This is a genomic window from Rhodococcus koreensis (genome assembly GCF_017068375.1).
In the GTDB taxonomy this organism is placed as follows: Bacteria; Actinomycetota; Actinomycetes; order Mycobacteriales; family Mycobacteriaceae; genus Rhodococcus_F; species Rhodococcus_F koreensis.
Genome location: NZ_CP070609.1, coordinates 4781129 through 4807103, shown reverse-complemented (window position 1 = coordinate 4807103; position 25975 = coordinate 4781129). Strand labels below are relative to the sequence as shown.

At 68.9% G+C, this 25975-nt stretch carries 26 protein-coding genes; 15 read left to right on the top strand and 11 right to left on the bottom strand.

Features of this window, described 5'->3' with window-relative positions:
- Positions 1–38: 38 nt before the first annotated feature.
- Positions 39–731: a hypothetical protein gene (locus JWS14_RS22065; protein ID WP_206014362.1), complete on the bottom strand. Its 693-nt coding sequence runs from the start codon at positions 729–731 to the stop codon at positions 39–41.
- A 114-nt stretch (positions 732–845) separates the two neighbouring features.
- Between JWS14_RS22065 and JWS14_RS22060 the strand changes: the two genes are divergently transcribed.
- The 4 genes from JWS14_RS22060 (at position 846) to JWS14_RS22045 (ending at position 4514) form a co-directional block, all read left to right on the top strand.
- The gene (locus JWS14_RS22060) at positions 846–1610 is read left to right on the top strand and encodes a DUF2470 domain-containing protein (protein WP_007298301.1); all 765 of its coding nucleotides are present in this window, start codon (positions 846–848) and stop codon (positions 1608–1610) included.
- A gap of 37 nt (positions 1611–1647) precedes the next feature.
- A complete protein-coding gene (locus tag JWS14_RS22055; protein WP_072938656.1) occupies positions 1648–2466 on the top strand; it encodes a CPBP family intramembrane glutamic endopeptidase in 819 nt (272 codons plus the stop codon).
- 258 nt (positions 2467–2724) lie between these two features.
- On the top strand, positions 2725–3939 hold the full coding sequence (locus tag JWS14_RS22050) for an LCP family protein (protein WP_241031438.1): 1215 nt from the start codon (positions 2725–2727) through the stop codon (positions 3937–3939).
- A gap of 23 nt (positions 3940–3962) precedes the next feature.
- The gene (locus JWS14_RS22045) at positions 3963–4514 is read left to right on the top strand and encodes a ferritin (protein ID WP_206014361.1); all 552 of its coding nucleotides are present in this window, start codon (positions 3963–3965) and stop codon (positions 4512–4514) included.
- Positions 4515–4523: 9 nt separating this feature from the next.
- Here the strand turns inward: JWS14_RS22045 and JWS14_RS22040 are convergent, their stop codons facing one another.
- The gene (locus tag JWS14_RS22040) at positions 4524–5714 is read right to left on the bottom strand and encodes a lipase family protein (RefSeq protein ID WP_206014360.1); all 1191 of its coding nucleotides are present in this window, start codon (positions 5712–5714) and stop codon (positions 4524–4526) included.
- 224 nt (positions 5715–5938) lie between these two features.
- Here JWS14_RS22040 and JWS14_RS22035 point away from each other — a divergent pair, with 224 nt between their 5' ends.
- Complete coding sequence (locus JWS14_RS22035) at positions 5939–6484, top strand: ferritin (RefSeq protein WP_124390723.1); 546 nt, start codon at positions 5939–5941, stop codon at positions 6482–6484.
- Positions 6485–6550: 66 nt separating this feature from the next.
- Here the strand turns inward: JWS14_RS22035 and JWS14_RS22030 are convergent, their stop codons facing one another.
- The 3 genes from JWS14_RS22030 to JWS14_RS22020 are packed head-to-tail and all read right to left on the bottom strand — an operon-like array spanning position 6551 to position 9255.
- Positions 6551–7465 carry a DUF5926 family protein gene (locus tag JWS14_RS22030; protein ID WP_005248874.1) on the bottom strand — a complete coding sequence of 305 codons (915 nt, stop codon included), beginning with the start codon at positions 7463–7465 and terminating at the stop codon, positions 6551–6553.
- Between the two features lie 33 nt (positions 7466–7498).
- Entirely contained in the window at positions 7499–8263 is a 765-nt protein-coding gene (locus JWS14_RS22025) for a glycerophosphodiester phosphodiesterase (protein ID WP_072938670.1), read from the bottom strand.
- A complete protein-coding gene (locus tag JWS14_RS22020; protein ID WP_072938673.1) occupies positions 8260–9255 on the bottom strand; it encodes a DUF4328 domain-containing protein in 996 nt (331 codons plus the stop codon). Before JWS14_RS22020 ends, JWS14_RS22025 begins: the two co-directional genes overlap by 4 nt.
- A 456-nt stretch (positions 9256–9711) precedes the next feature.
- Here JWS14_RS22020 and JWS14_RS22015 point away from each other — a divergent pair, with 456 nt between their 5' ends.
- A complete protein-coding gene (locus tag JWS14_RS22015; RefSeq protein ID WP_206014359.1) occupies positions 9712–11493 on the top strand; it encodes a hypothetical protein in 1782 nt (593 codons plus the stop codon).
- Here JWS14_RS22015 and JWS14_RS22010 read toward each other — a convergent pair whose 3' ends face one another.
- Positions 11494–12360 (bottom strand): S49 family peptidase, encoded by an 867-nt coding sequence (locus JWS14_RS22010; RefSeq protein WP_072938680.1) that lies wholly within the window; start codon positions 12358–12360, stop codon positions 11494–11496.
- Between the two features lie 41 nt (positions 12361–12401).
- Between JWS14_RS22010 and JWS14_RS22005 the strand changes: the two genes are divergently transcribed.
- Together JWS14_RS22005 and JWS14_RS22000 are read left to right on the top strand one after the other, a co-directional pair.
- The gene (locus tag JWS14_RS22005) at positions 12402–13331 is read left to right on the top strand and encodes an LLM class F420-dependent oxidoreductase (RefSeq protein ID WP_072938683.1); all 930 of its coding nucleotides are present in this window, start codon (positions 12402–12404) and stop codon (positions 13329–13331) included.
- Between the two features lie 153 nt (positions 13332–13484).
- Entirely contained in the window at positions 13485–13796 is a 312-nt protein-coding gene (locus tag JWS14_RS22000) for a DUF3303 domain-containing protein (protein ID WP_072938686.1), read from the top strand.
- 7 nt (positions 13797–13803) lie between these two features.
- On the opposite strand, the gene JWS14_RS21995 is transcribed toward JWS14_RS22000, so the two are convergent.
- Positions 13804–14397: an Rv1733c family protein gene (locus JWS14_RS21995; protein ID WP_072938689.1), complete on the bottom strand. Its 594-nt coding sequence runs from the start codon at positions 14395–14397 to the stop codon at positions 13804–13806.
- A gap of 108 nt (positions 14398–14505) precedes the next feature.
- Positions 14506–15447, bottom strand: coding sequence for an AraC family transcriptional regulator (locus JWS14_RS21990; protein WP_206014358.1), 942 nt, complete (start codon positions 15445–15447; stop codon positions 14506–14508).
- A 79-nt stretch (positions 15448–15526) separates the two neighbouring features.
- On the opposite strand from JWS14_RS21990, the gene JWS14_RS21985 reads away from it, so the two are divergent.
- Both JWS14_RS21985 and JWS14_RS21980 read left to right on the top strand, forming a co-directional pair.
- On the top strand, positions 15527–16357 hold the full coding sequence (locus tag JWS14_RS21985; RefSeq protein WP_206014357.1) for a Rossmann-fold NAD(P)-binding domain-containing protein: 831 nt from the start codon (positions 15527–15529) through the stop codon (positions 16355–16357).
- Between the two features lie 2 nt (positions 16358–16359).
- Positions 16360–16827 (top strand): anthrone oxygenase family protein, encoded by a 468-nt coding sequence (locus tag JWS14_RS21980; protein ID WP_072938697.1) that lies wholly within the window; start codon positions 16360–16362, stop codon positions 16825–16827.
- A gap of 11 nt (positions 16828–16838) precedes the next feature.
- Here JWS14_RS21980 and msrA read toward each other — a convergent pair whose 3' ends face one another.
- Together msrA and JWS14_RS21970 are read right to left on the bottom strand one after the other, a co-directional pair.
- Complete coding sequence (msrA, locus tag JWS14_RS21975; RefSeq protein WP_072938700.1) at positions 16839–17549, bottom strand: peptide-methionine (S)-S-oxide reductase MsrA; 711 nt, start codon at positions 17547–17549, stop codon at positions 16839–16841.
- Positions 17509–18702, bottom strand: a complete 1194-nt coding sequence (locus JWS14_RS21970; protein WP_206014356.1) for an acyltransferase family protein — start codon at positions 18700–18702, stop codon at positions 17509–17511. Before JWS14_RS21970 ends, msrA begins: the two co-directional genes overlap by 41 nt.
- A gap of 258 nt (positions 18703–18960) precedes the next feature.
- On the opposite strand from JWS14_RS21970, the gene JWS14_RS21965 reads away from it, so the two are divergent.
- Together JWS14_RS21965 and JWS14_RS21960 are read left to right on the top strand one after the other, a co-directional pair.
- Complete coding sequence (locus JWS14_RS21965; protein WP_012691075.1) at positions 18961–19584, top strand: superoxide dismutase; 624 nt, start codon at positions 18961–18963, stop codon at positions 19582–19584.
- Between the two features lie 117 nt (positions 19585–19701).
- Positions 19702–21141, top strand: coding sequence for an amidase (locus JWS14_RS21960; RefSeq protein WP_206014355.1), 1440 nt, complete (start codon positions 19702–19704; stop codon positions 21139–21141).
- Positions 21142–21144: 3 nt separating this feature from the next.
- Here JWS14_RS21960 and JWS14_RS21955 read toward each other — a convergent pair whose 3' ends face one another.
- A complete protein-coding gene (locus JWS14_RS21955; RefSeq protein ID WP_206014354.1) occupies positions 21145–22494 on the bottom strand; it encodes a YhgE/Pip domain-containing protein in 1350 nt (449 codons plus the stop codon).
- Between the two features lie 201 nt (positions 22495–22695).
- Here JWS14_RS21955 and JWS14_RS21950 point away from each other — a divergent pair, with 201 nt between their 5' ends.
- The 3 genes from JWS14_RS21950 (at position 22696) to JWS14_RS21940 (ending at position 25968) form a co-directional block, all read left to right on the top strand.
- Complete coding sequence (locus tag JWS14_RS21950) at positions 22696–23223, top strand: peptidase (RefSeq protein WP_072938714.1); 528 nt, start codon at positions 22696–22698, stop codon at positions 23221–23223.
- A 281-nt stretch (positions 23224–23504) separates the two neighbouring features.
- Positions 23505–24209: a TMEM165/GDT1 family protein gene (locus tag JWS14_RS21945; protein WP_095862800.1), complete on the top strand. Its 705-nt coding sequence runs from the start codon at positions 23505–23507 to the stop codon at positions 24207–24209.
- An 82-nt stretch (positions 24210–24291) separates the two neighbouring features.
- Positions 24292–25968 (top strand): NAD(P)/FAD-dependent oxidoreductase, encoded by a 1677-nt coding sequence (locus JWS14_RS21940; RefSeq protein WP_072938720.1) that lies wholly within the window; start codon positions 24292–24294, stop codon positions 25966–25968.
- Positions 25969–25975 lie beyond the last annotated feature (7 nt).

Here is a 25975-nt window from a genome sequence, read left to right as displayed (position 1 = left end):
CCGAGCGTTGACGGTCCGGCGCATTGACGGTGAATGTTTTACCGCAGACCCGCGTCCGCCAGCTCACCGGCGACGAGCACCGGGTCGTCGACCTCGACCCCGAGCAGGACCTCGCGGACGGCCTCCGCGGCCTCGGGGATCAGCGAGGCGAGTCTCGTGGGATCCGGGGTCGCGAGCGCCGCCCGCACGTCGTCGCCGCGGAGGGACGCGACCGTCCCCGACAGCAGCGCGAGCACCTCGGCGGTGTCACGGGCCCGCACCACGTATCCGACGTCGGCGTGCGCGAGGACGGCGAGGAAGTCGGCGACCTCGCCGATGGAGTGCCCGCTCGCGAGTCCCGGGATGCGGCCTGCGTCCGCGAGGTGCTGCGCCGTCTCGGCCAGGCCGGCGTCGTCGCTGCCGTCCGCGACGACGAACACCGCGAGCGGGGACGGCAGCCGCAGCGCGACCGCGTCGCCGAGCTGGCCCGCCGGGCAGTCGAGGTGGAACCGGACCGCCTCGTAGGAGGCCTGCTCGCTGGTGCGGAGAACGGCCGGGTCGACGTCGAGCCCCACGATCACACGGCCCGCGTCGGTGCCGACGGCGTCGAGCAGCGCGGACGCCGCGACCACCCGCGGTCCGAATGCGCCACCGGCAGCCGGGCTCGTGTCCCGGGTCCCGCTGAGCAGATCCGCGAGCAACGACTGCGGTCCGCGGGAGCGCGGGACGCCGAGGGAGAGAGGTATGGCCACCGTCCCACCGTATGCCCGCCTCGTGGCCCGGAATCTTTTCGGGTCTTGCCCTCGCCGGTTCCGTCACATTAGGTTAGGGTTACCTCAGTATCGCGGAACCCTGAAGGAGGCTCCATGCCCGTCACGACCACCGGTCCGTCCACCGCCGAGCGTGTGCGTAGCTCGTGCGCACGGACCCAGGACGCGGTACTCGCCGTCGAAGGCAGCGCACCGACCGTCACGTCGGTCCACCACCTGCGGTCCAGCGGCGACGTCGTCGTCGCGGTGCCCACCGAGTCGGCGGCCGCCACGCTGTCCTGGCTCGCCGGCGGCGGCGGAATCCCGGCCGTGCTCGAACTGACCGACAACTCACCGCTCGCGCTGCGCGAGCCCGTGCGGTCGCTCGTCTGGCTGCGCGGCAACCTGCACGCACTGTGCGAGGCACACACCCGCACCCTCGCCGACGAGGTGGCCTCCGAATACCCGCACCCCGGACTACTCGACGTCGGACACGATGCGACGCTGCTGCAACTGCGTCTCGAATCGGCGGTGGTCGCCGATTCGAGTGGCGCCGAACCCGTCGCCCTGGACGATCTGCTCGCCGCCCGGCCCGACCCGTTCTGGGAGATGGAGACCGCCTGGCTCCAGCACCTCGACGAAGACCACCGCGACCTCATCGACATGCTGTCGCGCAAACTTCCGCCCCACATGCGGCGCGGACGCGTCCGCCCCCTGGGCATCGACCGGTACGGACTGCGACTGCGCGTCGAGAACGACCACGGCGATCGCGACATCTGGATGCCGTTCTCCGCGCCGGTCGACGACGCCGTCGCCCTGAGCAGGGCGATCCGGCTGCTGGTGGGATGCCCGTTCGTGAACGGACTCCGCGCGCGCGGCTGACCGGCCCTCCGGTTCGCCGCACGCTAGCGTGTGCGGCGTGATCTCGCGCGCAACGCTCACCTCCTGGCTACAGCCGGCCTCACCCGAACCGGCCGCCCCGGTGGCCGCCGGCACCGAGCGCCGGGCCCTGTGGATCGAGATCACGATCGTCCTGCTCGTCACGTTCGGGACGAGCGGGCTGTCGGGACTGCTGTCGCTGACCGAATCGCTGCTCACACCCGGCAACCTGGCCGACCAGGCCGTCGCGCTCAACGTCGCCCGCGCCGAGAACCAGATCATCGACGTCGCCCGGCAACTGCTCGGCGTCGTGAAACTCCTCGCGTGGGGCGCCCTGGGGCTGTATCTCCTGTGGCGGAGCGGTGCCGGCCCACGCGACGTCGGGCTCGGCCGATTCCGCTGGCGCCCCGACGCGACGCACGGTGTCGGGCTCGCCGCACTGATCGGTCTGCCCGGGCTCGGCTTCTACCTGCTGGCCCGCGCGATCGGCGCCAACCTCACCGTCGTCCCCAGCACGATCGGGGACCACTGGTGGCGTCTGCCCGCGCTGATCCTGTGGGCGATCGCGAATTCCGGCGCGGAGGAAGTGCTCGTCGTCGCGTATCTGATCACCCGGCTGCGGCAACTCGGGTGGAGCGAGAATTCTTCGCTGCTCGCGTCGGCGCTGCTGCGGGGGACGTACCACCTCTACCAGGGCTTCGGCGGCGGGCTGGGCAACGTCGCGATGGGTCTGGTGTTCGGCCGGTACTGGCAGAAGACCGGACGGTTGTGGCCTCTCGTGATCGCTCACGCCACCATCGATTCGGTCGCTTTCGTCGGCTACGCCGCGCTGCGCGGGCACGTCGGCTGGATTCCGTAATCCGGCCGGACCAGTAAAGTCGTGCGGGTGACCGGCGACGCCCCCTATCCTCCGTTGCCGCCCCGTCCGCCTCGGCGGACGCCGGGCGGGCAGCAGGTGCCGCCACCCCCGAACCGCCGAATCCCGCCTCCCGACCAGCGGGTTCCTCCGCAGACCCGGCGGGTGCCGCCGCAGGGTCCGCCGCAACAGGGGCCTCCTGCGCCTCGCCCGCGACACCCCGCGCCGCGTCAGGGTCCGCCGCCGCAGGAGGGCACCCAGGTGATCCGCCGCGACGGCCGGGGCGCCCCGCCGCCGCCCCAGCAGGCCTGGTCCCAGGCCCCGGAACCGCAACTGTCCCGCTCGGCCCCGCCGCAGGGTCCGCGCGGCTACGCACCCACCCAGACGCCGCAGCCGTACCGCGACGCACCACCGCCACCGCCACCGCAGGTGCCCGACCGGCGTCCCCCGCGCACGCCACCACCTCCGCCGCCGCCCGCACCGTCGCGGGCCCCGGAGCCGCCGCAGCAGCGCAGGCCCAGGCGACCACGGCACTGGGGGCGTCGCATCGGCATCCTGTTCCTGGTGCTGGCCCTGGCGCTCGCGGGCATGACCTATTACCTCGACAGTTCGCTGAACCGGATCGACGCGCTGGCCGACTACCCCGGCCGGATCGGCGACACCCCCGGCACGAACTGGCTGCTCGTCGGTTCGGACAGCCGCACGGGGCTGACCCCCGAGCAGGAACAGCAGCTGTCGACCGGCGGCAACAGCGGTCCGGACCGCACCGACACCATCATCGTGGTGCACGTCCCCAGCGGCGGCGGCCCGGCGACGATGGTGAGCATCCCGCGCGACTCGTACGTGTCGATCCCCGGCTACGGCGAGGACAAGATCAACGCGTCGTTCGCGTTCGGTGGTCCGCAACTGCTGACCCAGACGGTCGAGGAGGCGTCCGGTCTGCACATCGACCACTACGCGGAGATCGGATTCGGCGGATTCGCCGGCATCGTCGACGCGATCGGCGGCGTCGACATGTGCCTGGACACCGCCATCGACGACCCGCTCGCGGGGATCAACCTCGCACCCGGCTGCCAGGAACTGTCGGGGGCGCAGGCGCTCGGCTTCGTCCGCAGCCGCGCGACCGCGCTCGCCGACATCGACCGGATGAACCATCAGCGGATGTTCATGGCGGCGTTGATGTCGAAGGCCACCAGTCCGGCGACGTGGCTCAACCCGTTCCGCGTCTGGCCGCTCGTCACCGACACCGCCGCATCGTTGCGCGTCGACGAGAGCGACCACATCTGGAACCTGGCCGCACTCGCCTGGGCGGTTCGCGGCGACATGGTCACGACGACCGTCCCCGTGGGCGGTTTCGAGGACGTCGACGGCTCCGGGAACGTGCTGCTCTGGGATCACGACCGGGCATCGCAGTTCTTCGACGCGCTGGCCAACGACCGTCAGGTCCCAGCCGAACTGGTCACCACCGGACCGTGACGCGCGGCCGTAAACTGACACCCATGACGCACCCGGAGCCGAAGGCACCCAGCGAGTTCCATGCCCTCCTGCAGCAGCAGATCCGCAACGAGTTCACCGCATCCCAGCAGTACATCGCGGTGGCCGTCTATTTCGACTCGCACGATCTCCCGCAACTGGCTCACCGGTTCTATTCGCAGGCCGCCGAGGAGCGCGGCCATGCGCTGATGATGGTCCAGTACCTGATCGACAACAACCTCCAGGTGACCGTCCCCGGCATCGACGACGTGGTCACCGATTTCGATTCGGTGCGCGCCCCCGTCGCACTGGCGGTGGAACGGGAACGCACCGTCACCGAGCAGATCACCAAACTCGCCCGCACGGCCCGCGACACCGGCGACTACCTCGGCGAGCGGTTCATCCAGTGGTTCCTCGAGGAACAGGTCGAGGAGGTCGCAAGCATGCACACGCTCCTGACGATCGTCGAGCGCGCCGGCGACAACCTGTTCGACATCGAGGATTTCATCGCCCGCGAGATGAGCGGCAACTCGCCGGTCCGGCCGGGTGCGCCGAAGCGCGCGGGCGGCGGCGTCTGACCTGACGGGTCAGCAGCGGGTGGGCGCCGGTTCGCCGCGGAATCGCGCGGCCACGTATTCGTACGCGTCCGGAAAGCCCACCACTGCCGTCGTCATGTGCTCGGAAATCTCGTACGGGACGAACGTCAGTCTGGCGCCGGCCGCGCAGTAGCGGTGCGCGGTCTCCGCGATCGAATCGAACGGCGTCAGCCCGTCGAGGGTGCCGTGCCACAGGTAGAGGGGCGCGGTCGGGACACCCTCGTAGTACCGCAGACTGTTCTCGCGCAACACCTGGTGCGCACCCGAACTCGCCATGAGGCTGGTGGACGCGGCCAGCTGTCCGGCGCTGCGGAAGGCGCCGTGGAACAGCAGGAACCGGCGGCATTCGTTCGACATCCACTCGCGCAGCCACAGCCCGGTCGCGTTCAGCTGCGACGAGATCGGCAGCTGCTCCGGGTATTCACGTTCCAAACCGATCGCGGCGGCGAACGCGAGCCCGAACCCCGGATGCGGATTGAACCCCAGACCCAGGGCCATCTGCTCGAGGTCCGCGGGAATCCCACCCGCCACCACCGCGTCGAGTTTCAGTTCGGGCGCATAAGTCGGCGCCAGCGCCGCGGCCCAGGCACTGGCCATACCGCCGCCGGAATATCCGGCCAGCGCCACCGGGCTGTGCGTCAACCCCAGTTCGGCCACCCGCTGGACCGCCCGGACGCTGTCGAGGGTGATCATTCCCCCGAGCTTCGCGGCACCGTACGCGCCGGTCGGGCCGAGATGATCGGGCACCGAAACCGCCCAGCCGCGCTGCAGCCCCAGATACAGGCCCGGCGACTCCTGCAGTTCCAGATTGAACAGCGAGTGCGACGGGGCACATTTGGTTCCGAGCGAATTCACGATCGCCTGATACGACACGAGCGGAGGGTTCGCGACACCGCGGGGAAGCAGCACGGTGGTGACGGCCAGGATCGGATGTCCCGCAGAGTTCGTCGACCGGAACGCGATCTGCCACCCGTCGGAGTTCGCGTACATCCAGGTGTCGATCCGCCGCGTCCGCACGACGTCGCCGGGATTCAGGACCCCGAGGTCGGCGGGGGCCGAATAGAAGGGGTCGGTGTCCGGCCAGGGATACAACGGGTCGGCCTGAACGGGAGCCGGAATCGTCGCGCCCAGGAAAAGGGCACCGAGAATGAACGCTATCCACGCACCGGGTCGTCTCAACATGTGCCTGCGCCTCCGCACCGTCGGAACGGTGTGAATCTTATACAGAGGCCGGGGCCCGGCGACGCGGATTGCCCCGTTCCCGCCCAACCGTTCGTCGCCAGTTCACGTTAGGAAAATGACATCAGAATGGTTCCGAAATTAGGTTGACTTTAGTTTGGGAACGCTTGCCAAAATTAGGTCGAACTTGGATGACACGTGCCCTGACCAGCGATATTATCCATTTCATGACTTCCACTGACGCGCACAAGACGAAATTCCACGCTCTGCTTCACGACCAGATTCGCAACGAATTCAACGCGTCACACCAGTACATCGCGACTGCCGTCTATTTCGACAACTCGGACCTGCCGCAGCTGGCCAAGCACTTCTACAAGCAGGCCGTCGAAGAGCGCAACCACGCCATGATGATCGTCCAGTACTTCCTCGACCGCGACATTTCGGTGGAACTGTCGGGTGTCGACGCGGCGAAGGGCCAGTTCGAGAACGCACGCGAGCCGATCGCACTCGCTCTGACTCAGGAGAAGACGGTCACCGAGCAGATCGTGCAGCTGGCGAGCACCGCCCGCGAGGAGGGTGACTACCTCGGCGAGCAGTTCATGCAGTGGTTCCTCAAGGAGCAGGTCGAGGAGGTCGCGAGCATGACGACGCTGCTGACCATTGCCGACCGCGCGGGCAGCAACCTGTTCGACCTCGAGGAGTTCGTTGCACGCGAGATGAGCGGCCCCGCAGACACGTCCGGCGCACCGCACGCGGCGGGCGGTTCCATCTAGGCGCTTCGCGCCCGTGCGCCTTTCTGGTTGTGGTGGCTACCAGAAAGGCGCACGGGCCCGGAGGGCCTATCGCAACGTCACCTGGCGGCCCCGCAGTCCGTCGCGGGCGCGGCGCTCCTCGGTGGTGAGGGGCGCGTCGACGGCCAGGGCCTCGGCCAGTCGCTGACCGAGTTCGACGGTGGCGGCGGCCCATTCGTTCGCGTGCTTCTCGCGGTCCAGGTCGAACACCGGGACCAGCAGTCCGTGTGTCCGGAAGGACCCGGCGTAGCGCGAACCCTCACCGAGGTGCAGGCCACCGGTCGCGTGCACGCGTGCCAGGGCCAGCATCAGATCGTCCTCGTTCTCCGGGCGCACCCAGCGGATGTGCGCCTTCTCGCCCGCGTCGACCCACCACGCCGCGACGACACCCTCGGCCTCGACGCGCGCGGACGGCATGATCGCCGCATTCGCGTGCTGCACGGTCGTCGCGACCTCGGGTGCCGGCTCCACGCCTTCGGGAATCCACCAGTTGAAATCCTGGTGCACGGTGATGTCGAGAGGTGCGTCCGCGTCGATCACGTCGGCCAGTGCCGGGGTCTCGGATCCCGGGTTGGCGGAGGCCAGCGATTCGCCGGCGGCGGCATCACGGACCCAGGCGACGGACGCGGCCAGGTCGGCGCCGAGGTCGGCGGAGTGCGCCTGGACCTGCACACCGACGAACCCGGTGGCGCTGTCCCCCTCGTCGCGGACCAGCGCCGCGACGGCTCCGGGCAGCACGGTCGCGAGGGTCACGGGACGGGACGAATCCTTGACCGGGAGCGGGGCGGTCGCCGACGGGACGAACTCGCGCAGCGCCACCAGATCGCATTCGGCGGCGAGGCCTTCGAACGGCCGGGTCACGGCCGCCGCGGCGCTCTCCCGTTCCGCCTGCCGCTGCGCGAGCTTCTCGGCGCGGGCGCTACCCGGCTTCGGACCACTGTTTCTCTTGCTCTTCTTTGCCACGACGCCAAAACCTACACGCCGACGCCGGTCCGGTCAGGAGGCCAGCCATTTCTTGGTGCGCCCGGGGTGGTTGGTGGCCACCCAGCTGACTCCGAGTTCGCGGCACAGTTCGACGTCGCTGCGGTTGTCGACGGTCCAGCAGTACGTGGCCCGTCCCGCGGCGGCGGCCTTGTCGACGATGTCCGGGTGTTCGTGCAGCGTTTTCACCGACGGACCGACCGCGGTGGCGCCGACGGTGGTCGCGGCTCCCCCGCCGAGGTACCGGGCGGATTCGCCGAGCAGCACGGTCGGGAGCATCGGCGCCGACCGGCGGATCCGCCACACCGCTCCGGCGGAGAACGACATCACGACGGCGCGGGAGTGGTCGGCGGACGGGGGTGCGGCGATGCCGAAACGTTGCAGTTCGGCGAGGACCTTGCTTTCGACCAGCCCGCCGAAGCGCACGGGGTGCTTGGTTTCGATGAAGAGTTTCACCGGGCGCGCCGTCCAGTCCAGGGTGAGCGCGATCAGCGCGCTCAGCTCGAGAAGTTCGGCGGGCTCCTCCTCGGTCCCGTAGTTGAACTCCGCCAGTTCCTCGAGCGTCATCTCGCTGACGACGCCGGTGCCGGTGGACGTCCGGTCGACGGTGCGGTCGTGGACGCAGACGAGGTGGCCGTCGCGGGTGAGCCGCACGTCGCATTCGAGTCCGTCCGCGCCTTCTTCCAGGGCCAGTTCGTAGGCGGCGAGCGTGTGTTCCGGCATGGCGGCGGATGCGCCTCGGTGGGCCACCACGAGGGGCCCGCGCCGGTCGGGGCTCACGATGCGACGGCTTCCCGGTCGGCGTCCCCGGACGTCTTCTCGGCCGACTTCGCGGCGGGCTTGTCCGCATCGTTCCGCGGCAGCGGATCGGTGGCGATCACCCAGCGGGTGACGGGTTCCTTCGTGCCCTTCAGCGTCCGGCCCTCGAGCCGCCGGAGCACCATCAGCGCGAGGAGCGCGGTCGCCGAGGCGACCAGCGCCGTGAATGCGGCCAGCAGAACGCCGTCCGCCATGGCCTGCAGGCCCGGCCTGGACCGCCAGAACCAGTTGAAGAGAACGAGCACGGCACCGAAGACAAACAGACTCCACCAGGCGCGGACCAGCAGGACCGCGCGGGGGTCGCGGCGGATCACCTCGAGCAGGAAGACTCCCGGCATCACCAGGTTCAGGCCGGGCACCGCGCACCCGACGACGACGTCGGTCGGCGTGCGGGGGTCGGACTTCTTCGCCCGGGCGAACGTGCGGCGACGCATGCGCAGCAGCCAGCACACTCCGGCGATTCCCGACAGCAGCGCGAAGAGCATCCCGCCGGCCTGGCCGAGGAACACGGCGATGTCGGACACGGCGAGCACGGTGGGGTCGATCAGCCGGGTCCGGTTGCGGAGGAGGACGGCGTACCGGCCCAGTTCGGCGAGCACTCCGAATGCGTACAGGCCGATGGTGACGGTGAGGAAGCGCGCGGCCTTGTTTGCGAGCAGTTCCGGCCAGTCCCGGCGGGTGGAGGGGGCTTCGACGTGATCGTGGAGTCCCCAGCGGGGGATCTCGGTGTAGTGCGGGGTGGGGCTCGGCGTCGGCGGCTCGGCCGCGAGACCGCTGCGCTGCAGTGGGGACCGCGCGATCCAGCGGAATCCCCGGCTCGCGGGCGGCTGGTTGTGATCGGTCCGGACGGGCGCGAGCAGCACACCGTGGCAGCGCGGGCACCACTGCGCCGGGGCGCCGAGGACCGGCCACCGGGCCGCGCATCGCGCGCACACCTGAACGACGACGCTCATGCCCTCCGCACCCACTTCACATTGCCGATTCTGTCACGGCCCGCGAATACGGGCAGCCCACGACCGAATCGTCCTTTTTGGGGAGAATGTGTGAGCTGCACCACCGGAAATGCCGAGTTATCCACAGTTTCCACAGGTTCATACACAGTTATGGACAGTGTGAGTGGTGCTTATACACAGGTCAGAGCGCATGTGAATCCGGGATTGTTGACAGCTTCGGGTGAACGGTCCACAACGGTGGATGAATTTGACATCGCAGCTCGGTGAACATTCGGACTCGGTGACCGACGGCTCGGCCCGGAATTACCCCTCCAGTTCGGATCGCCCGCGAAGCGACCCGAGAACTCCGGACCGGCCGTCGTCTCCCCCACCTGTGCCGGGCGAAAATGTCCCGACACTTGATCTGACGCAGCCCGGCGCGGTTTGGTTCCACCCGATCTGTAATCTCGGAAACCGATGACGGAAGACGCCGGATCGCGGTGGGACCTCGGGCCCGCCCGTGTCCTCCGGGTGGCCGCCGCCCTGATCGTGGTGCAACTTCTCGTGCGGACGTGGGTTGCCGCGAACAGCGACTTCTACTGGGACGACCTGATCCTCGCCGGGCGCGGCGGCGGCCTCCCCCTGCTCTCGGGCGACCTCCTGCTCTACGACCACGACGGTCACCTCATGCCGGGGGCCTTCGTGGTGGCGGGTATCGCGACGCGGATCGCGCCGTATCAGTGGATCCTGCCGATGCTGACGATGGTCGTGCTGCAGGCGGTGGCGTCGTACGCGGTGTTCCGGTTGCTTCGCAAGATCCTCGGCCCGCGGCCCGTGCTGCTGGTTCCGCTGGCGCTGTATCTGTTCTCTCCGCTGACCGTGCCGGCGTTCGCGTGGTGGGCGGCGGCGCTCAACGCGCTGCCTCTGCAGATCGCGCTGGCGTGGGTGGCCGGCGACGCCCTCGAACTGTGCCGCACCGGACGGCGGCGGTACGCCGTGTCGGGCACGCTCGTGCTGATCGTGTCGCTGCTGTTCTTCGAAAAGTCCGTCGTCGTCCCGTTCGCCGCGTTCGCGACCGTCGCCCTGCTCGCGCACGTCGGCGAGCGGGAGCGGCCGGTGCGGTCGACGTTGCGGCGGGGCGCGGCCCTGTGGATCCCGTCGGCGGCGGTGCTCGCGGTGTGGGCCGGCTTCTACTTCTCCACCGTCGCGTCGCAGTGGGAATGGGCGGGGGCGTCGCGCGCGTTGGAGTTGCTCCACCACGGCACGTCGCTCGGCCTGCTGCCCACGTTCGTGGGTGGGCCGTGGACGTGGGAGCGGTGGATTCCGAGTCCCCCGTGGGCGTCCCCGTCGACGTCGCTGGAGGTGGTCGGCTGGGTCGTTCTCGTCGCGGCGGTCGTCGCGACGGTCCGGCTGAAGCGGCGGATCGGCTGGGTGTGGGTGCTCACCGCCGGGTACTTCCTGCTGTCGGTGACGGCGATGGTCGTCACGCGGTGGGGCGCGGACACCACGTACGAACTCGCGCAGACCCTGCGCTACTTCACCGACACCGCGGTGATCCTCGCGATCGCCGTCGCCGTGATCGCCCGTGCACCCCGTCGCCGAGCCGAGCCGGTCCGGTTGCGGCCGCTGGTGGCGGCCGGTGCCGTGGTCGCGTTCGTCGCGAGCAGCCTGTGGTCGACGTACACGTTCACCCGCAGCTGGGAGGAGAACCCGACCACCGACTACCTCGCGACCGCGCGGGCGTCGCTCGCCGACCGGGACGACGCGCCGATCCTCCAGCAGCCCACGTCCATCTGGGTGCTGTTGCCGGTGGCGTACCCGAACAACCTGGTGAGCCGGGTCTTCGCCCCGCTCCGCGACCGCCCCGCGTTCTCCGACAGCACCCCGGACCTCCGGATGATCGACGACGCCGGTTCGGTGGTCGACGCCCAGGTGACGTGGGTGCGCGCGATCGAGCCCGGAACCGTCCCGGACTGCGGGCACCTGGTGGACCGGCGCAGTTTCGAGCCGATTCCCCTCGACGGGCCGCTGACCGGCTGGGAGTGGACAGCGCAGCTCAACTACCTGGCCACGGCAGACGGTGAGATCGCCGTCGCGATGGAAGACGGCAGCCCGGTGCGGGTGCCGGTGCACCGCGGCCCGAACTCGGTGTTCGTGCGGCTCACCGGCGGCGGTCAGAGCCTGCGCGTGAGCACCCTGACCCCGGACCTGTCCGTGTGCATCGGGGTGGGCCCGGTCGGGGTGGTCGTGCCGAAGTAGCTACCGCCCGTACCGCGACCAGGCGACGCGGGTGTTCGCCGCACCGACGATCGCGGCGGCCACGTCGTCCCAGCTCGCGGCGGGCAGCCCGAGTTTCGCGAAGAGGGAGCGGCGCGGCCCGGTCATCTCGATCGTGGCGTCGGGGAACCGCTTCTCCACCACCTCGCGCAGTGTGCCGATCCCGTCGACGATGCCGAGTTCGACGGCTCGGCGCCCCAGCCAGACGTCGCCGTCGAAGAGTTCCGCCTCGGCCGCCTTCAGCTTGTCCCCGCGGCGACCGACCACCCAGTCGCGGAACTCGTCGTGGATGCCTTCCTGGATCTGTTCGAGCCACTGCACGTCCTCGGACTTCTCCGCGAAGAACGGGTCGAGGCGGGCCTTCGCCTCGCCTGCCGAATGCAGCCGTCGTTCGATGCCCAGGCGGTCGATCAGTTCGGAGAACCCGAATCCCGCCGAGATGACGCCGACGGAGCCGACCACCGAGGTGGCGGTCGCGTAGATTTCGTCGGCCGCGCAGGCCAGCCAGTAGCCGCCGGACGCGACGACGTCCTCGCAGAACGCGAGCACGGGCAGTTCGTGTTCGGTGGCGAGCTGGCGGATGCGGGCGGCGATGTATTCGCTCTGCGTCGGAGATCCGCCGGGACTGTTGATCAGCAGCGCCACCGCCTTCGCGCCGTGCGTGGTGAACGCGCGCCGCAACGGTTCCTCGACGGACTCGGCGCTCAGCACGCGCCCGAAACCCGCTCCGCCGGACGCGATCATCCCCTGCAGCCGCACCACAGGGACCACCCCGGCGGCGGAGCCCCCGAACGCGTCGGGCAGCTTGTCGGCCAGCGGTTTCGGCAGGTTCAGTGGGATCTTCGCCATGAAATCAGCGTACCGATCAGGGATCGGGCAGAGTGGTTCGCATGGAGTTGCGAATCTTTACCGAACCCCAGCAGGGTGCCACCTACGATGATCTTCTGGCGGTGGCGCAGGCCGCCGAACGTTTCGGGTACGGCGCGTTCTTCCGCTCGGATCACTACCTCGCGATGAACACCGAGGGCCTGCCCGGACCGACGGATGCGTGGATCACGCTGGCGGGCATCGCCCGGGAGACGTCCACGATCCGCCTCGGCACCCTCGTCACGTCCGCGACGTTCCGGCACCCGGGGCCGCTGGCGATCTCGGTGGCGCAGGTGGATCAGATGAGCGGCGGTCGCGTCGACCTCGGCATCGGCGCCGGCTGGTACGAGGAGGAGCACCATGCGTACGGCATCCCGTTCCCGCCGCTGAAGGAGCGGTTCGAGCGGCTCGAGGAGTCCCTCGCCGTGATCACCGGACTGTGGCGCACTCCGCTCGGGGAGACGTTCTCCTACGACGGGACGCATCTGGCGGTCAAGAATTCGCCGGCACTCCCGAAGCCGCGGCAGCCGCAGGGTCCGCCCGTCCTGATCGGCGGCACCGGTAAGAAGAAGACCCCCGCGCTGGCCGCGAAGTACGCGAGCGAGTTCAACGTCCCGTTCCAGTCGATCGACGAGACGCGGGAGGTGTTCGAACGGGTCCGGGTCGCGTGCAAGACGATCGACCGGGACCCCGAGGAGTTGGTGTACTCCAACGCGCTCGTCCTGTGCTGCGGGCGGACGGAGGAGGAGATCGCGAAGCGCGCCCTCAACATCGGACGTGAGGTGAGCGAACTGCGGGAGAACGGCCTCGCCGGGTCGCCTGCCGAACTCGTCGACAAGATCGGCCGTTACGCAGAGGCCGGGTCGCAACGGATCTACCTGCAGACCCTCGACCTCGGCGACCTCGACCACCTGGAACTGGTCGCCGGCGAGGTCGTCCCGCAGCTGAGCTAGGCGGAGGCGGAACCGCCCGTCACACCGTCCGTTCGAGACCGGCACGTTGGTTCGGCGGGCTCAGCAACGTTCCGTTCCCTCTCCGGCGGTGGAATGCTCGAGGTACGTCCGGAACGGCCGTGCGTCGACTCCACGAGGAGATGAACAGGTGCGATGAAGTACGTGATTACGTGGACGGTGCGTGAGGGCGGTTCCGCCGCCGAGAACGAGGAGGCCGCACGGCGGAGCCTCGAAGTGTTCGCAAGATGGACGCCGGCCGAAGGGGCGAACTTCCATCAGTTCCTCGGCCGCCTGGACGGCACCGGCGGATTCGCGTTCGTCGAGGCGGACGATCCGAACGACATCCTGGACGGTCCGACGAAGTTCGGGCCCTTCTTCGAGTTCCACGTCTACCCGGTTGCCGACATCGCCGTCACCACGCAGGCCGCGCAGCACGCGGTCGAATTCCGGGGTGCGATCAGCTGATCCCGGCTCAGTGCCGGGTGGTCGAATCCAGGAACTGGCGGAGGTCGCGGTCCCACTGCGCGTCGCGGGAGCGGTTCAGGGAGGCGCGGCAGATGAGGAAGCCGGACAGCGCGATCATCATCACCGCGAACCAGGTGAACAGTCCGGCGATCACGCCGGCCACGCGGGCGGCGGACGACGACATCGGTTCGGTGGTGAGGTTGCCGTCGGCGTTGACCCAGATGTCCTGCTTCGTTCCCGAAGGAGTTGCGGGGTCGACCGTGATGTCGGCGTGCCGGGTTTCGTCACCCCAGGCCCACTTGGCGGGGGCGGTGTCGACGCCCGACGGTGCGACGTCGGAGGTGACGGACACACCGGTGGAGTCGGCGAGCGTGGTGGCGGTGACGGTGCGGTAGTCCGCGACCTGCTTCTCCGCCAGCGTCAGCTGACTGTCGATGGTCCGGGCGCCCACGAGGATGGCGAGGGGCAGCATCGCGAAGGCGAGCACCACGACCGCGAGGGTGAGCATGTTCTCGATCCGGTCCGAGCGCCGGAGAAGCGGGTTGTGCCGCTGACGAGCCGACCGCTTGCGCAGCCCTCGTGGTTGAGAGTTGTTCCACATTCCGGATCCGGTCCTCTCGCCGACAATTCCCTACCATCCAGGGTCGTACGCAAGGCAAACAAGATCAAGTCGATCCGGTGTGTTATTGGGCACTGTGCCGTAATACACTCATCTGCTCTCCGCCATCTCACGATGCTCCTTGGGGCTCACTCCGCGCACGCGTTTGAACGCCGCACTCAACGCGAATGCACTCCCGTATCCCACCCGTTGCGCCACCGACGCGACCGTGGCGTCGGGTTCGCGAAGCAGATCCGCGGCCAGGGACAGCCGCCAGCCTGCGAGGAAGGTCATAGGCGGTTCGCCGACGAGTTCCGTGAACCGGCGGGCGAGGGCCGCCCGCGACAGTCCGGTTTCCGCGGCGAGCGACTCCACCGTCCACTGGTGTGAGGGGTTGTTCTGCAGGATGCGCATCGCCTTGCCGACCACCGGGTCGCCCTGCGCCCGCACCCAGGACGGCGCTTCGGCCGCCGGCCTCGCGAACCAGGCGCGCAGCACGGCGATCAGCAGCAGGTCGAGGAGGCGGTCGAGGACCGCTTCCTGCCCGGGCTCGTCGCGCACCACTTCGTCGTGCATGAGCGTGACGAGCCGGGAGTCCCAGTCGGCGCGGCGCTGCACGACGAGTTCGGGGAGCGCGGACAGCAGTCGCCGGCTGATCTCGCCGGGGGTTTGATACGTGCCGGTCAGCATGACCGTGCGGCCGTTCGCGCTGTTGCCCCAGGTGCGCACGCCGAGGTCCATCGCCTCGGCGAGCGGTTCGCCGCGGAGCGTCGTGCAACTCTGGTCGGGGTTGATGATCACGTGCGGCGGGGTGTCCGGGTGGTCGGCGACGACGTACCGCTCGGGGCCGCGGATGATCGCGACGTCGCCTTCGGTGAGCTGCACCGGTTCGCCGGTGTGCGGGAGGATCCAGGCTTCGCCGCGGCCCATCGCGACGAGGCTGAGCGGCGCGTGGTCGTCGATCTGCAGCGACCACGGCGGTTCCATGATCGATCGGAGCACGAATGCTCCGGCGGCGCGGGGACCACTGATGAGACCGGCGAGGGGATCCACACGTTCAGCGTAGACGCTCGCGTATGGAACAGCGCTTTTCAACCATGGAAAGTCTCGCTGCCGCCGTCTTGACTGAAACATGACAACGACTCCGCACACCCTCGTCCTCACCGCCACCGGCAAGGTCGGCAGCCGCGTCCTTGCCCGGCTCACCGCCGCAGGCGTGCCCGCCCGCGGCGCCTCCCGGGTCGGCACTCCCCCGTTCGACTGGGAGAACCGGGACACCTGGCTTCCGGCGCTCGACGGCATCACCTCGGTGTACATCGCGTACTACCCGGATCTCGCGGTGCCGGGAGCGGCGGAGGCCGTCGAGGAGTTCGCCGGCCTGGCCGTCGCGAACGGGGCGCGTCGCCTCGTCCTGCTGTCCGGTCGCGGTGAAACCGAGGCGGAGCGTGGCGAACTCGCGATCCGCACGGCGGGCGCCGAGTGGACGATCCTGCGGTCCAGTTGGTTCGGCCAGAATTTCGGCGAGAGTTTCATGCTCGACTCGCTGCTCACCGGCGACCTCGCGCTGCCCGTCGACGGGCACGTGCTCGAACCGTTCGTCGACGCGGACGATCTCGCCGAGATCGCCGTCGCCGCATTGACCGAGGACGGTCACGCCGGCGAACTCTACGAACTGACCGGGCCCCGATTGCTGTCGTTCGGCGACGCCGTCGCCGAGATCGCGGAGGCAACCGGCCGCGAAATCCGATACACGCCAGTTACTTCGGAGGAGTACTCGACGGCGCTGGCAGGCCAGGGGGTACCGTCCGACGCGATCGGCCTGCTCACCTACCTGTTCGACGAGGTGCTGGACGGACGCAACGCCTCACTCACCGACGGGGTGGAACGCGCACTGGGGCGCGCGCCCCGCGACTTCACCGACTACGTCCGCGCCGCAGCAGCGGCCGGGGTCTGGAGGGTTTGATCATGGAGCGCTATCTGACGATCGTCACGGCGGTCGGCGCCGGCGTGGTGGGCGGGGTGATGTTCGCGTTCTCCACGTTCATCATGACCGGGCTCGGTCGCCTGGATCCGGCCCAGGGCATCTCGGCGATGCAGGCGATCAACCGCGAGGCGCCGAACTTCTGGTTCATGACGGCGCTGTTCGGCACCGCGCTGACGTCGATCGCGCTCGCGATCGTCAGTGTGGTGCGGCACGACGGTTCGGCCGTCTACGCGGTGATCGCGTGCGCGCTGTATCTCGTGGGAATCGTCCTGACCATCGTCTACCACGTGCCGCACAACAACGCGCTGGACGCGATCGATCCCTACGCGACGGGCTCGGCGGACTTCTGGCGCGACTACGTGTCGGGCTGGACCGGGTGGAACCACGTGCGCACAGTCAGCGCCATCGCGGCGTCCGCAGTGCTCACGTGGTCCGCGACCCGTGGTTGAGAGTCCGGGACCTACGAGGGCGGCAGGATGTCGGTCTGCGCCGGGACCTCGTCCTGCTTCAACAGGCCGACGGGGCAGCTGACGCCGGTCGCGTGCACGGGGCAGTATCCGCCGGGGTTCTTCGCGAGGTACTGCTGGTGGTAGTCCTCGGCGTAGTAGAACTGCGTGAGCGGCGCGATCTCCGTGGTGATCGCGCCGTACCCGGCTTCGGCGAGCCGCTTCTCGAAGGCCTCACCGGTGGCCTCGGCGATCTCCACCTGCTGTTCGTCGATGGTGTAGATGGCCGAACGGTACTGCGTTCCCTGATCGTTGCCCTGCCGCATACCCTGCGTGGGATCGTGGTTCTCCCAGAACTCCTTGAGGATCTCGGCGTAGGAGATCACCTTCGGATCGAAGACCACGAGCACCGCCTCGGTGTGCCCGGTGCGTCCCGAGCAGGTCTCCTCGTAGGTGGGGTTCGGCGTGTAACCGCCTGCGTACCCCACCGCGGTGGTGTAGACGCCGTCGAGTTGCCAGAACTCCTTCTCGGCGCCCCAGAAACATCCCATGCCCAGCACCGCGGTCTGCATGCCCTCGGGGAACGGGGGTTTCAGGGGGTGACCGTTGACGAAGTGCGTCGCCGGAACCGGGATCGGCTGACTACGTCCGGGGAGGGCGTCCTCAGCGGTGACCATCACGGACTTAGCGGCTGCTCGACCCAGAAGCTCGTCGTACCAAGACATGGTTCGATGCTACGCGCGGTGCCGGAGTGGTCTCCCGGGCGAGCGCCGACTGCATGCGCATCCGCTCGGCGCGGGCGGTGACCCAGCCCGTCGCCGGCACCTCCACCCACCGATAGAGCGCCTCCGACACCAGCGCCGTCACCACCAGAAACGCGATGACGGCCCCGGTCTCGCCGAACGAGCCGACCGTGTGCTCGTACACCCGATAGAGGATCAGGGTGTGGACGAGGTAGATCGCGTAACTGCGGGTCGCGGTCCACCGCACCACGGCCCAGTGCGCCGCGGGTCCGTCGTACCGGCCCACCAGCACGACGCACGCGGTGACGACGGCGAACGTCCAGAGGTAGTGATCGCCCGCCCAGTACACGCGGAAGTCGGTGGCGAGGCGGATCACCTCGACCTGCGCCAGCCCGGCGACGACGATCCACCGGCAGTCCGCGAGCCGCGCCCAGCCGAGGTAGATGATCTGCCCGAGGAACACGGCGGGCAGCGTCGCGGCGATCTTCGACAGCATCGGGACCGTGTACGGCTGCGGCACGTACAGGTTGTAGAGCAGGATCAGGGCGCAGATCGAGGCGCCGGCCATCGGCATCGCGATGGGCAGGGTCCGCAGCACGGGACGCGCGGCGACGCAGGCGAAGTAGAACACGATCTGCACGGCGAGGGTCCACGTGACCCCCAGCACCGCGACCTCCGGTTTGAGGAAGAAACCGCCGAGCACGAAACTCAGCGCGGCGTCGACGTTCGACACCCCGTCCTGGCCGCTGAACATGCCGTTGATGCCGAGGCGGACCAGCACGATCGCGGCGAGGACGGCCACCCAGAATGCGGGCAGGATGCGGCCGAGCCGATTGAACAGGAACTGCCCGGGTTCATGGCGAATGGCCGAACGGGTGATCAACAAACCGGTCAGCATCATGAAGACGGCGACCCCGAGAAACGACAGATGCTGGTTGAGTCCGCCCCGCTCGATGAAGATCTGATAGACGACGTCGATGAACCACCATCCGGTTCCGAGGTCGTCGATCAGATAGAACGAGATGTGTGAGTAGATCACGGCCAGAACAGCGAAAAAGCGGAGCAGATTCGCGCCCGTGAGCTCCACACGCGGCGCGGCCGCATGCGAATCTGCAACAGGTGTCAGCGAAGGCATCGCGTCAGCTTAAGGTTCCGTTCACCGCTCGGACGAATTCTCACGACATTCAGTGTCGCCGTGCCAGCCTTTCTTCGGGTGCCCGAACTTTCCGTTCCGGGAATCGCTCCGTGACCCCAACTGTTGCGCAGGGTGTACCAATGAGATTGGGTATATACCCGAGAACGATTCGCCAAAGGCGGGTGTCAGGCGCGTGCCCACGTGCCGTCGACACCCGGAACACACCAGGGCTCACAGCCCGTTGATGAAGGGACCCTCGTGTCTGTTTACACGCTGCCGGAACTCCCGTACGACTATGCAGCTCTCGAGCCGCACATCTCCGGCAAGATCATGGAACTGCACCACGACAAGCATCACGCCGCGTACGTGACCGGTGCCAACACGGCGCTCGACAAGCTGGCCGAGCTCCGCGAGTCGGACACCCTGCCCGCCGTGGTCAACCTGCACGAGAAGAACCTCGCCTTCCACCTGGGCGGCCACACGAACCACACCGTCTTCTGGAACAACCTCTCCCCGGACGGCGGCGACAAGCCGACCGGTGAGCTCGCGGCCGCGATCGACGACCAGTTCGGCGGCTTCGACGCTTTCCGCAACCACTTCTCGGCCAACGCCAACGCCATTCAGGGCTCCGGCTGGTCCATCCTGGCCTGGGATTCCATCGGCCAGCGCCTGCTCATCGTGCAGCTGTACGACCAGCAGGGCAACATCCCGATCGGCCTCACGCCGCTGCTGCTCCTCGACATGTGGGAGCACGCCTTCTACCTCGACTACCAGAACGTCAAGGGCGACTACGTCAAGGCATTCTGGAACATCGTGAACTGGGCCGACGTCGCCGCTCGCTTCGAGAAGGCACGCACCCAGACCGCGGGCCTGATCGTCTAGTTCTCGCTTTTCGCGGCCACGGGCGCCCGGAACACCGTCTCGGTGTTCCGGGCGCCCGTGGCCGTTTCGGGTGCGAAATCCCGTCCGAGCAGGCCGAGCGTCCAATAGGCTTCTCGAGTGACCGAGTCCAGCATCCCTGCCAGGGACGACACCGTCGTCCACGCCTTCCGCGACGACGCGCTCGGCGACCTCGACGCCACCGGCCTCGCGGCCCGGATCGCCGCCGGGGAGGTGTCGGTCCGCGAGGTGACGGAGGCGGCGATCGCGCGCGCCGAGTCGGTCGGGCCGGCGCTGAACGCCCTGGCGTTCGCCGACTTCGATCGTGCACTGACGGAGGCGGACCGCCCGCACGAGGGCGTGTTCGCGGGAGTGCCGACCGTCGTCAAGGACAATGTGGACGTCGCCGGAGTGCCCACCCAGCACGGCAGCGTCGCGTTCGCCGCGAAACCCGCCCGGGTGGACAGCGACTTCGTCACGCAGTACCTGTCCACGGGTGTGCTCTCGCTGGGCAAGAGCAGGCTGCCGGAGTTCGGGTTCAGCGCGTCCACCGAGTTCATGGACGCCGAGGCCGTGCACAATCCGTGGAATCCCGCGTTTTCGCCGGGTGCGTCGTCGGGTGGTTCGGCGGCGCTCGTCGCCTCGGGTGTGGTGCCCATCGCGCACGCCAACGACGGCGGCGGATCCATCCGCATCCCCGCCGCCGCCTGTGGTCTCGTCGGCCTGAAACCGTCCCGCGGGCGGACGGTCCCCGACGCCATGGACAAGACGCTGCCGATCCGGATCATCGCGCAGGGCGCCGTCACCCGCTCGGTGCGGGACACCGCACGGTGGATGGCGGCCGCCGAACGCTACTACCGCAATCCCACGCTGCCGCCCATCCGGTTGGTCGAGGGGCCGAGCAACACCCGCCTGAAGGTCGGGGTGGTGGTCGATTCGGTCACCGCGTCCCGCACGGACGACGAGACCCGCAAATCGGTCCACGCGACCGCCGATCTGCTCGCGGATCTCGGCCACCACGTCGAGGAGTGCCCGATGCCGGTGGGCACCTCGTTCGTCGAGGACTTCTGCATCTACTGGGGGTTCCTGTCGTTCGTCATCTCCAGCAACGGCAAACGGATGCTCGGACCGGACTTCGACCGCGACGCCACGGACAACCTGACGCGCGGACTCGCCGCGATGTACCGCAAGAACATCGCGAAGACGCCGCGGGTGCTGTACCGGTTGCGGCGCACGTACCGCGAGTACGCGCAGATCTTCCAGAAGTACGACGTGATCCTGTCCCCGACCCTGGCCCACACCACTCCGGAGCTCGGATATCTTTCGCCGGCACAGAGTTTCGAGGAACTGTTCGACAAGCTGATCGCCTACACGGCGTTCACGCCGCTGAACAACGCGTCGGGCGGGCCCGCCATCTCGCTGCCGATGCACGAGACGTCCCGCGGTCTGCCGCTGGCGTCGCACTTCTCGGCCGACCACGGCGACGAGCGGACCCTGCTCGAGTTGGCGTTCGAACTCGAGCAGGCCGCGCCGTGGCGTCGGATCCAGGACGCCGGCTGACGGTCAGGCCCTGCGCCGCAGGCCCATCCACACGACGGCGCCGGCGAGCAGCACGGTGGTGATCCCGAAGCCGACGGCGAGGTGCTCGGCGGTGAGGATCGGCGCCGGTGCGGACAGCGTGCGCGTCACCGCGACCGGTTCGGCGAGCACCGTCGCCAGCTGATTCTGCTGGGCCGCCGTGCGCACCGGCATCGCCGCGACCCCGTTGTTGAGGTCCGTGGACAGCTGCCCGGACAGCGTCTTCAGCTTCGCGAACCCGTCGACGATCTGCGAGGTGGCGCCCTCGAGCATCGCAGGCGCCTGATCGGCGATCGGGACGATGCCGTCGTTCAGTTGCCGGGCCCCGCTGCTCAGCTGAGCGCTGGCGTCGGTGAGTTGACCCATCGCCACCCGCACGAGTTCGCCGAGGTCGGTTTCGGGGCCGACCTGTCCGCCGAGCAGACCGGGCACCGAACCCAGCTGAGCGGAGAGCAGGTCGAGGTCGGCACCGACCTGCCGGAGCGACGGGACCACGTCCGATGCAACGGGTGTGGCGTCGAGGACGCGGATCGCGTCGTCGATCCTGGTGCGCATCTGGGTCGCGCTGGCGTTCGCTTGGCCCAGGGTCAGCCCCAGCGCGCTCAGCCGGTCCGCGAGGCCGTTGGCCGTTCCCGACGTCTCACCGACCACGCCCGCCACCTGATCGGCCACCTCCAGCAGTTGCACCGAACCGGCTCGGGCCGTCTCGAGATACGGGAGCAGGGTGTCGGCGCCCTCGGTGAGCTGTTGCGCAGCATCGTCCGCCGCGGCGGTCCCGGCCGCGAGGAACCCGGCCGTCATTCCCGCCTGCTGGAACCGCGTCCGCGACGAGGACATGTCCGCCAGCAGATCCGTGATGCCGTCCGCGCCGATCTGGGAGGACACCACCCCGGACAGTTCCTCGGACGCCGCGGAGTCGGAACCCGCGACGTCGAGGTCGAGGGTCGCCTGCCGCGGCTTCGCACCCCACACCGAGGAGACGGCCTCGCTGAAGTCCTCGGGCACGGTCACCGTGGCGAACCAGTCGCCGCCCGCCGCCGCGCCCGCGTCGACCACCTGCCAGTCGAACGCCCCGTTCGCCTCGAGCTTCTCGATCAGGGTGTCGCTCGCCCGCACCGGTTTTCCGTCCACGGTCGCGCCGGCGTCGGTGTTGACGATCGCCACGGTCCGGCTGTCGGCCGAGCCGTCGCCGAGGAACACGTATCCGAGCCCGCCTGCGGATGCCAGGACCAGACCTGCCATGGCGGCCGCGGCGACCCGCCGCGGTGTGAGGACCTTTCGCGTCGACTCGGTTCGGGCGTGATTCGCGGAATTCCGTGTGCGCTCAGAGGTCATTCCGGTGAGGGTAGGTGGCTTTCGTAGCGGCAGATTGTGACGATTCTGAGGATTCTCTGAGACGTCTGTGTTCACCTGAGGCAGTTAGCACTCCCATGCTCTTGTGTGCCAGGCACTGTCGGGCGCATTCTTCAAGTACCCAACGAGGTGTGCAGAACGAATCATGTTCGAAGCGTGTCATCACACACCGAGGAGGCAGAGATGAACAGGGACGGCTACATCGGCATCTCGCCCTTCCAGGCCGCGGGTACCTTGCGGGGATTCGTCATTTCCGGGCGCTGGCCCGACACCACCAAGGAGTGGGCTCAGCTCCTGGCGCTCGCCGTGCGGGTGGCGTGCGTTCCGGGGTTGCTCCGCACCACCACGGTCTTCGGAGCGCACGAGGACCTGCCCGAGGAACCCGAGCCCGAGACGGTTGGTCTCGTGGTGGCCGAGGGCACGGTCCTCGGGGAGTTCGCGCTCGCTCCGGGCCGGTTCGCGGATCATCTGCCGCCGGCGCTGATGATGCTGCACCCGCCGTCGGAGACCACCCCGTCGCTCCCGGAGTGCGCGGGCGCGGCCTCGGGCTGTGTTCTGCTCCCGGGTCTCCCCCACCTCGGCCTCGAACACCGCGCGGCGTGGGTGGAGGCGGAGGCGGACGGGACGGTGACGTCCATGGTCAGCCGGGTCGGCATCGACCCGATCAGCGATCCCGACACCGCTGTTTTGGCCATGCTGCTGGCCTCGTGAGGGTACCCGAAGTTTGAGCCCCCGGTACCCCAAACTTCTTGTCGCTTTTGCCTTTTCGTTCGACCCTCGCTAACGTGGGTCGCAACGAAGGGGAGTAGCCCCCAATCGCCTGTGTCGACATACTGGCGCGGCAATCTCGCACTGCGAGATTCCGGGCCCGGCCTGGCGGACCGGTTTCCACACCGGTGGGCGAGACCTTCGGCCGACAGACGCATCGCCGCGTCTGTCAGGCCGGAGGAATCCATTTCATCCTCCGACCCACTACTGGAGGAGGATGTGCCGTGCTGACCGCCGCGCTGCTGAGTTTCGGCGTGATCTTCGTCGCCGAACTGGGAGACAAGTCCCAGCTGATGGCGATGACGTTCGCCCTGCGCTACCGCTGGTGGGTCGTCATCGCCGGCATCACCGTCGCGACCACCGTGGTCCACCTGGTGTCCGTGGCCGTCGGCCACTACCTCGGCGTCGCGCTGCCGACCGCGGCGATCAGCATCGTCGGCGGTATCGCCTTCCTGATCTTCGGCGCGTGGACGCTACGCGGCGACAACCTCAGCGAAGACGAGCAGCTCAAGGCGGGCCGCGCCACCCGCTCCGCGTTCCTGGCCGTCACCTCCGCATTCTTCCTCGCCGAACTCGGCGACAAGACCATGCTCGCCACCATCACCCTCGCCACCGACCACGACACGATCGGCGTGTGGATCGGCTCGACCGTCGGCATGGTGGCGGCCGATGCCCTGGCCATCGTCGTCGGCGCCGTCCTGGGCAAGCATCTGCCCGAGAGCGTCATCCGCATCGGCGCGGCCGTGCTGTTCTTCGCGTTCGGCGTCTGGCTGCTGCTCGAGGGCCTGTTCCCCGGCAACATCGCCGGTCCGATCGCCGGGGCCGCCGTCGTCGTTCTGGCGCTGGCCGGTGCCGCCGGACGCACCGTGTGGTCGCGGCGCCGCCGCGCTGCCGCGGCAGAGCCCGAACAGATGCAGCACCAGGACTGAACCCGGTCGACAAAGACGCGCCCCGGGGCAATACTCGGAGTCCTTGGAGTACCTCGCAGTTCTCACGGACGAGAGGGCGTGTGTGAACCATCCCGTAGCGAGCGGCAAGCCTGCGATTCTCACCGTCGACGACGACCCCGGGGTGTCGCGCGCCGTCGCCCGCGATCTGCGGCGCCGATACGGTGAGAAATACCGGATCATCCGCGCCGAATCCGGCGAATCCGCACTCGACGCGATGAAGCAGATGAAGCTGCGCGGCGATCCCGTCGCGGCCATCCTCGCGGACTACCGCATGCCGGCGATGAGCGGGATCGAGTTCCTCGAGAAGGCCATGGACCTGTACCCGGTCGCGCGTCGGGTGCTGCTCACCGCGTACGCCGACACGGACGCGGCCATCGAGGCGATCAACGTCATCGACCTCGACCACTACCTGCTCAAACCGTGGGATCCGCCCGAAGAGAAGCTGTACCCGGTGGTCGACGCCCTGCTCGAGGCGTGGGCGTCGTCCGATCACCACCCCGCCGAGGAGACGAAGGTCGTGGGACATCGCTGGGCGCCGCGGTCTTCGGAGGTGCGCGAGTTCCTGGCCCGCAACCAGCTGTCGTACCGCTGGTACATGTCGGACGAGCCGGAGGGCGGGCGGTTGCTCAGCGCCGCCGGCGAGGACGGCCGTCGCCTGCCGGTCGTGATCTGCGCCGACGGCGAATGCCTGGTGGAACCGTCGGACACCGAACTGGGCCGGCATCTCGGACTGCGGACCGACCCGTCGGAGAACTTCTACGACCTCGTCGTCGTCGGCGGAGGCCCGGCCGGTCTCGGCGCCGCCGTGTACGGCGCCTCGGAGGGGCTGCGCACCGCGCTGATCGAGCGGACGGCCACCGGTGGGCAGGCGGGGCAGAGTTCGCGCATCGAAAACTACCTCGGGTTCCCCGACGGCGTGTCCGGCGCGCAACTCGCCGAACGGGCCCGCCGGCAGGCCACCCGGTTCGGGGCCGAACTGATCACCACCCGCGACGTCGTGGCGCTCGAGGTCAACGGCTCGGCGCGGACGGTCCGGTTCGCGGACGGCGACACCGTCGACGCGCACACGATCATCCTGGCGACCGGCGTCTCGTACCGGCGTCATCCCGCGCCCGGCGTCGACGACCTCACCGGCCGCGGCGTCTACTACGGTTCCGCCGTCACCGAGGCGGCCCGCTGCACCGACCAGGACGTGTACATCGTCGGCGGGGCCAACTCCGCCGGACAGGCCGCCGTCTACCTGTCACGGGGCGCCCGGACGGTCACCATCGTCGTGCGGGCACAGTCGCTCGAGGATTCGATGTCGTACTACCTCGTCCAGCAGATCGAACGGAACCCGCGCATCCGCGTGCGTCCGTGCACCGAGGTGATCGGCGTCGAGGGCGACGCGCACCTCGAGAAGATCCGGCTGCGCAACAACGCGACCGGCGACGAGCAGACCGTCGACGCCGGATTCCTGTTCCTGTTCATCGGCGCCGCCCCGCGAACCGACTGGCTCGACGGCGTCGTCGCGCGGGACGAGAACGGGTTCGTCGTGTCCGGCCCCGACCTCGTCGTCGACGGCAAGCCGCCGCGCGGCTGGCCCCTCGACCGTCTCCCGCACCACCTCGAGACCAGTGTTCCGGGGATCTTCGCCGCCGGGGACGTGCGCTCGGAGTCGGCGAAGCGGGTGGCGTCGGCGGTCGGCGAAGGCGCCATGGCCGTGATGCTCGTCCACCGCTACATCGGCCAACCATGACCAGGGG

Excerpts from the sequence above, each read along its gene's own strand:
- JWS14_RS22060 (WP_007298301.1), top strand. The coding sequence starts at position 846 with ATGCCCGTCACGACCACCGGTCCGTCCACCGCCGAGCGTGTGCGTAGC.
- JWS14_RS22045 (WP_206014361.1), top strand. The coding sequence starts at position 3,963 with ATGACGCACCCGGAGCCGAAGGCACCCAGCGAGTTCCATGCCCTCCTG.
- JWS14_RS22040 (WP_206014360.1), bottom strand. The coding sequence starts at position 5,714 with ATGTTGAGACGACCCGGTGCGTGGATAGCGTTCATTCTCGGTGCCCTT.
- JWS14_RS22035 (WP_124390723.1), top strand. The coding sequence starts at position 5,939 with ATGACTTCCACTGACGCGCACAAGACGAAATTCCACGCTCTGCTTCAC.
- JWS14_RS22020 (WP_072938673.1), bottom strand. The coding sequence starts at position 9,255 with ATGAGCGTCGTCGTTCAGGTGTGCGCGCGATGCGCGGCCCGGTGGCCG.
- JWS14_RS22015 (WP_206014359.1), top strand. The coding sequence starts at position 9,712 with ATGACGGAAGACGCCGGATCGCGGTGGGACCTCGGGCCCGCCCGTGTC.
- JWS14_RS22010 (WP_072938680.1), bottom strand. The coding sequence starts at position 12,360 with ATGGCGAAGATCCCACTGAACCTGCCGAAACCGCTGGCCGACAAGCTG.
- JWS14_RS22005 (WP_072938683.1), top strand. The coding sequence starts at position 12,402 with ATGGAGTTGCGAATCTTTACCGAACCCCAGCAGGGTGCCACCTACGAT.
- JWS14_RS22000 (WP_072938686.1), top strand. The coding sequence starts at position 13,485 with ATGAAGTACGTGATTACGTGGACGGTGCGTGAGGGCGGTTCCGCCGCC.
- JWS14_RS21995 (WP_072938689.1), bottom strand. The coding sequence starts at position 14,397 with ATGTGGAACAACTCTCAACCACGAGGGCTGCGCAAGCGGTCGGCTCGT.
- JWS14_RS21985 (WP_206014357.1), top strand. The coding sequence starts at position 15,527 with ATGACAACGACTCCGCACACCCTCGTCCTCACCGCCACCGGCAAGGTC.
- JWS14_RS21980 (WP_072938697.1), top strand. The coding sequence starts at position 16,360 with ATGGAGCGCTATCTGACGATCGTCACGGCGGTCGGCGCCGGCGTGGTG.
- msrA (WP_072938700.1), bottom strand. The coding sequence starts at position 17,549 with ATGTCTTGGTACGACGAGCTTCTGGGTCGAGCAGCCGCTAAGTCCGTG.
- JWS14_RS21970 (WP_206014356.1), bottom strand. The coding sequence starts at position 18,702 with ATGCCTTCGCTGACACCTGTTGCAGATTCGCATGCGGCCGCGCCGCGT.
- JWS14_RS21955 (WP_206014354.1), bottom strand. The coding sequence starts at position 22,494 with ATGACCTCTGAGCGCACACGGAATTCCGCGAATCACGCCCGAACCGAG.
- JWS14_RS21950 (WP_072938714.1), top strand. The coding sequence starts at position 22,696 with ATGAACAGGGACGGCTACATCGGCATCTCGCCCTTCCAGGCCGCGGGT.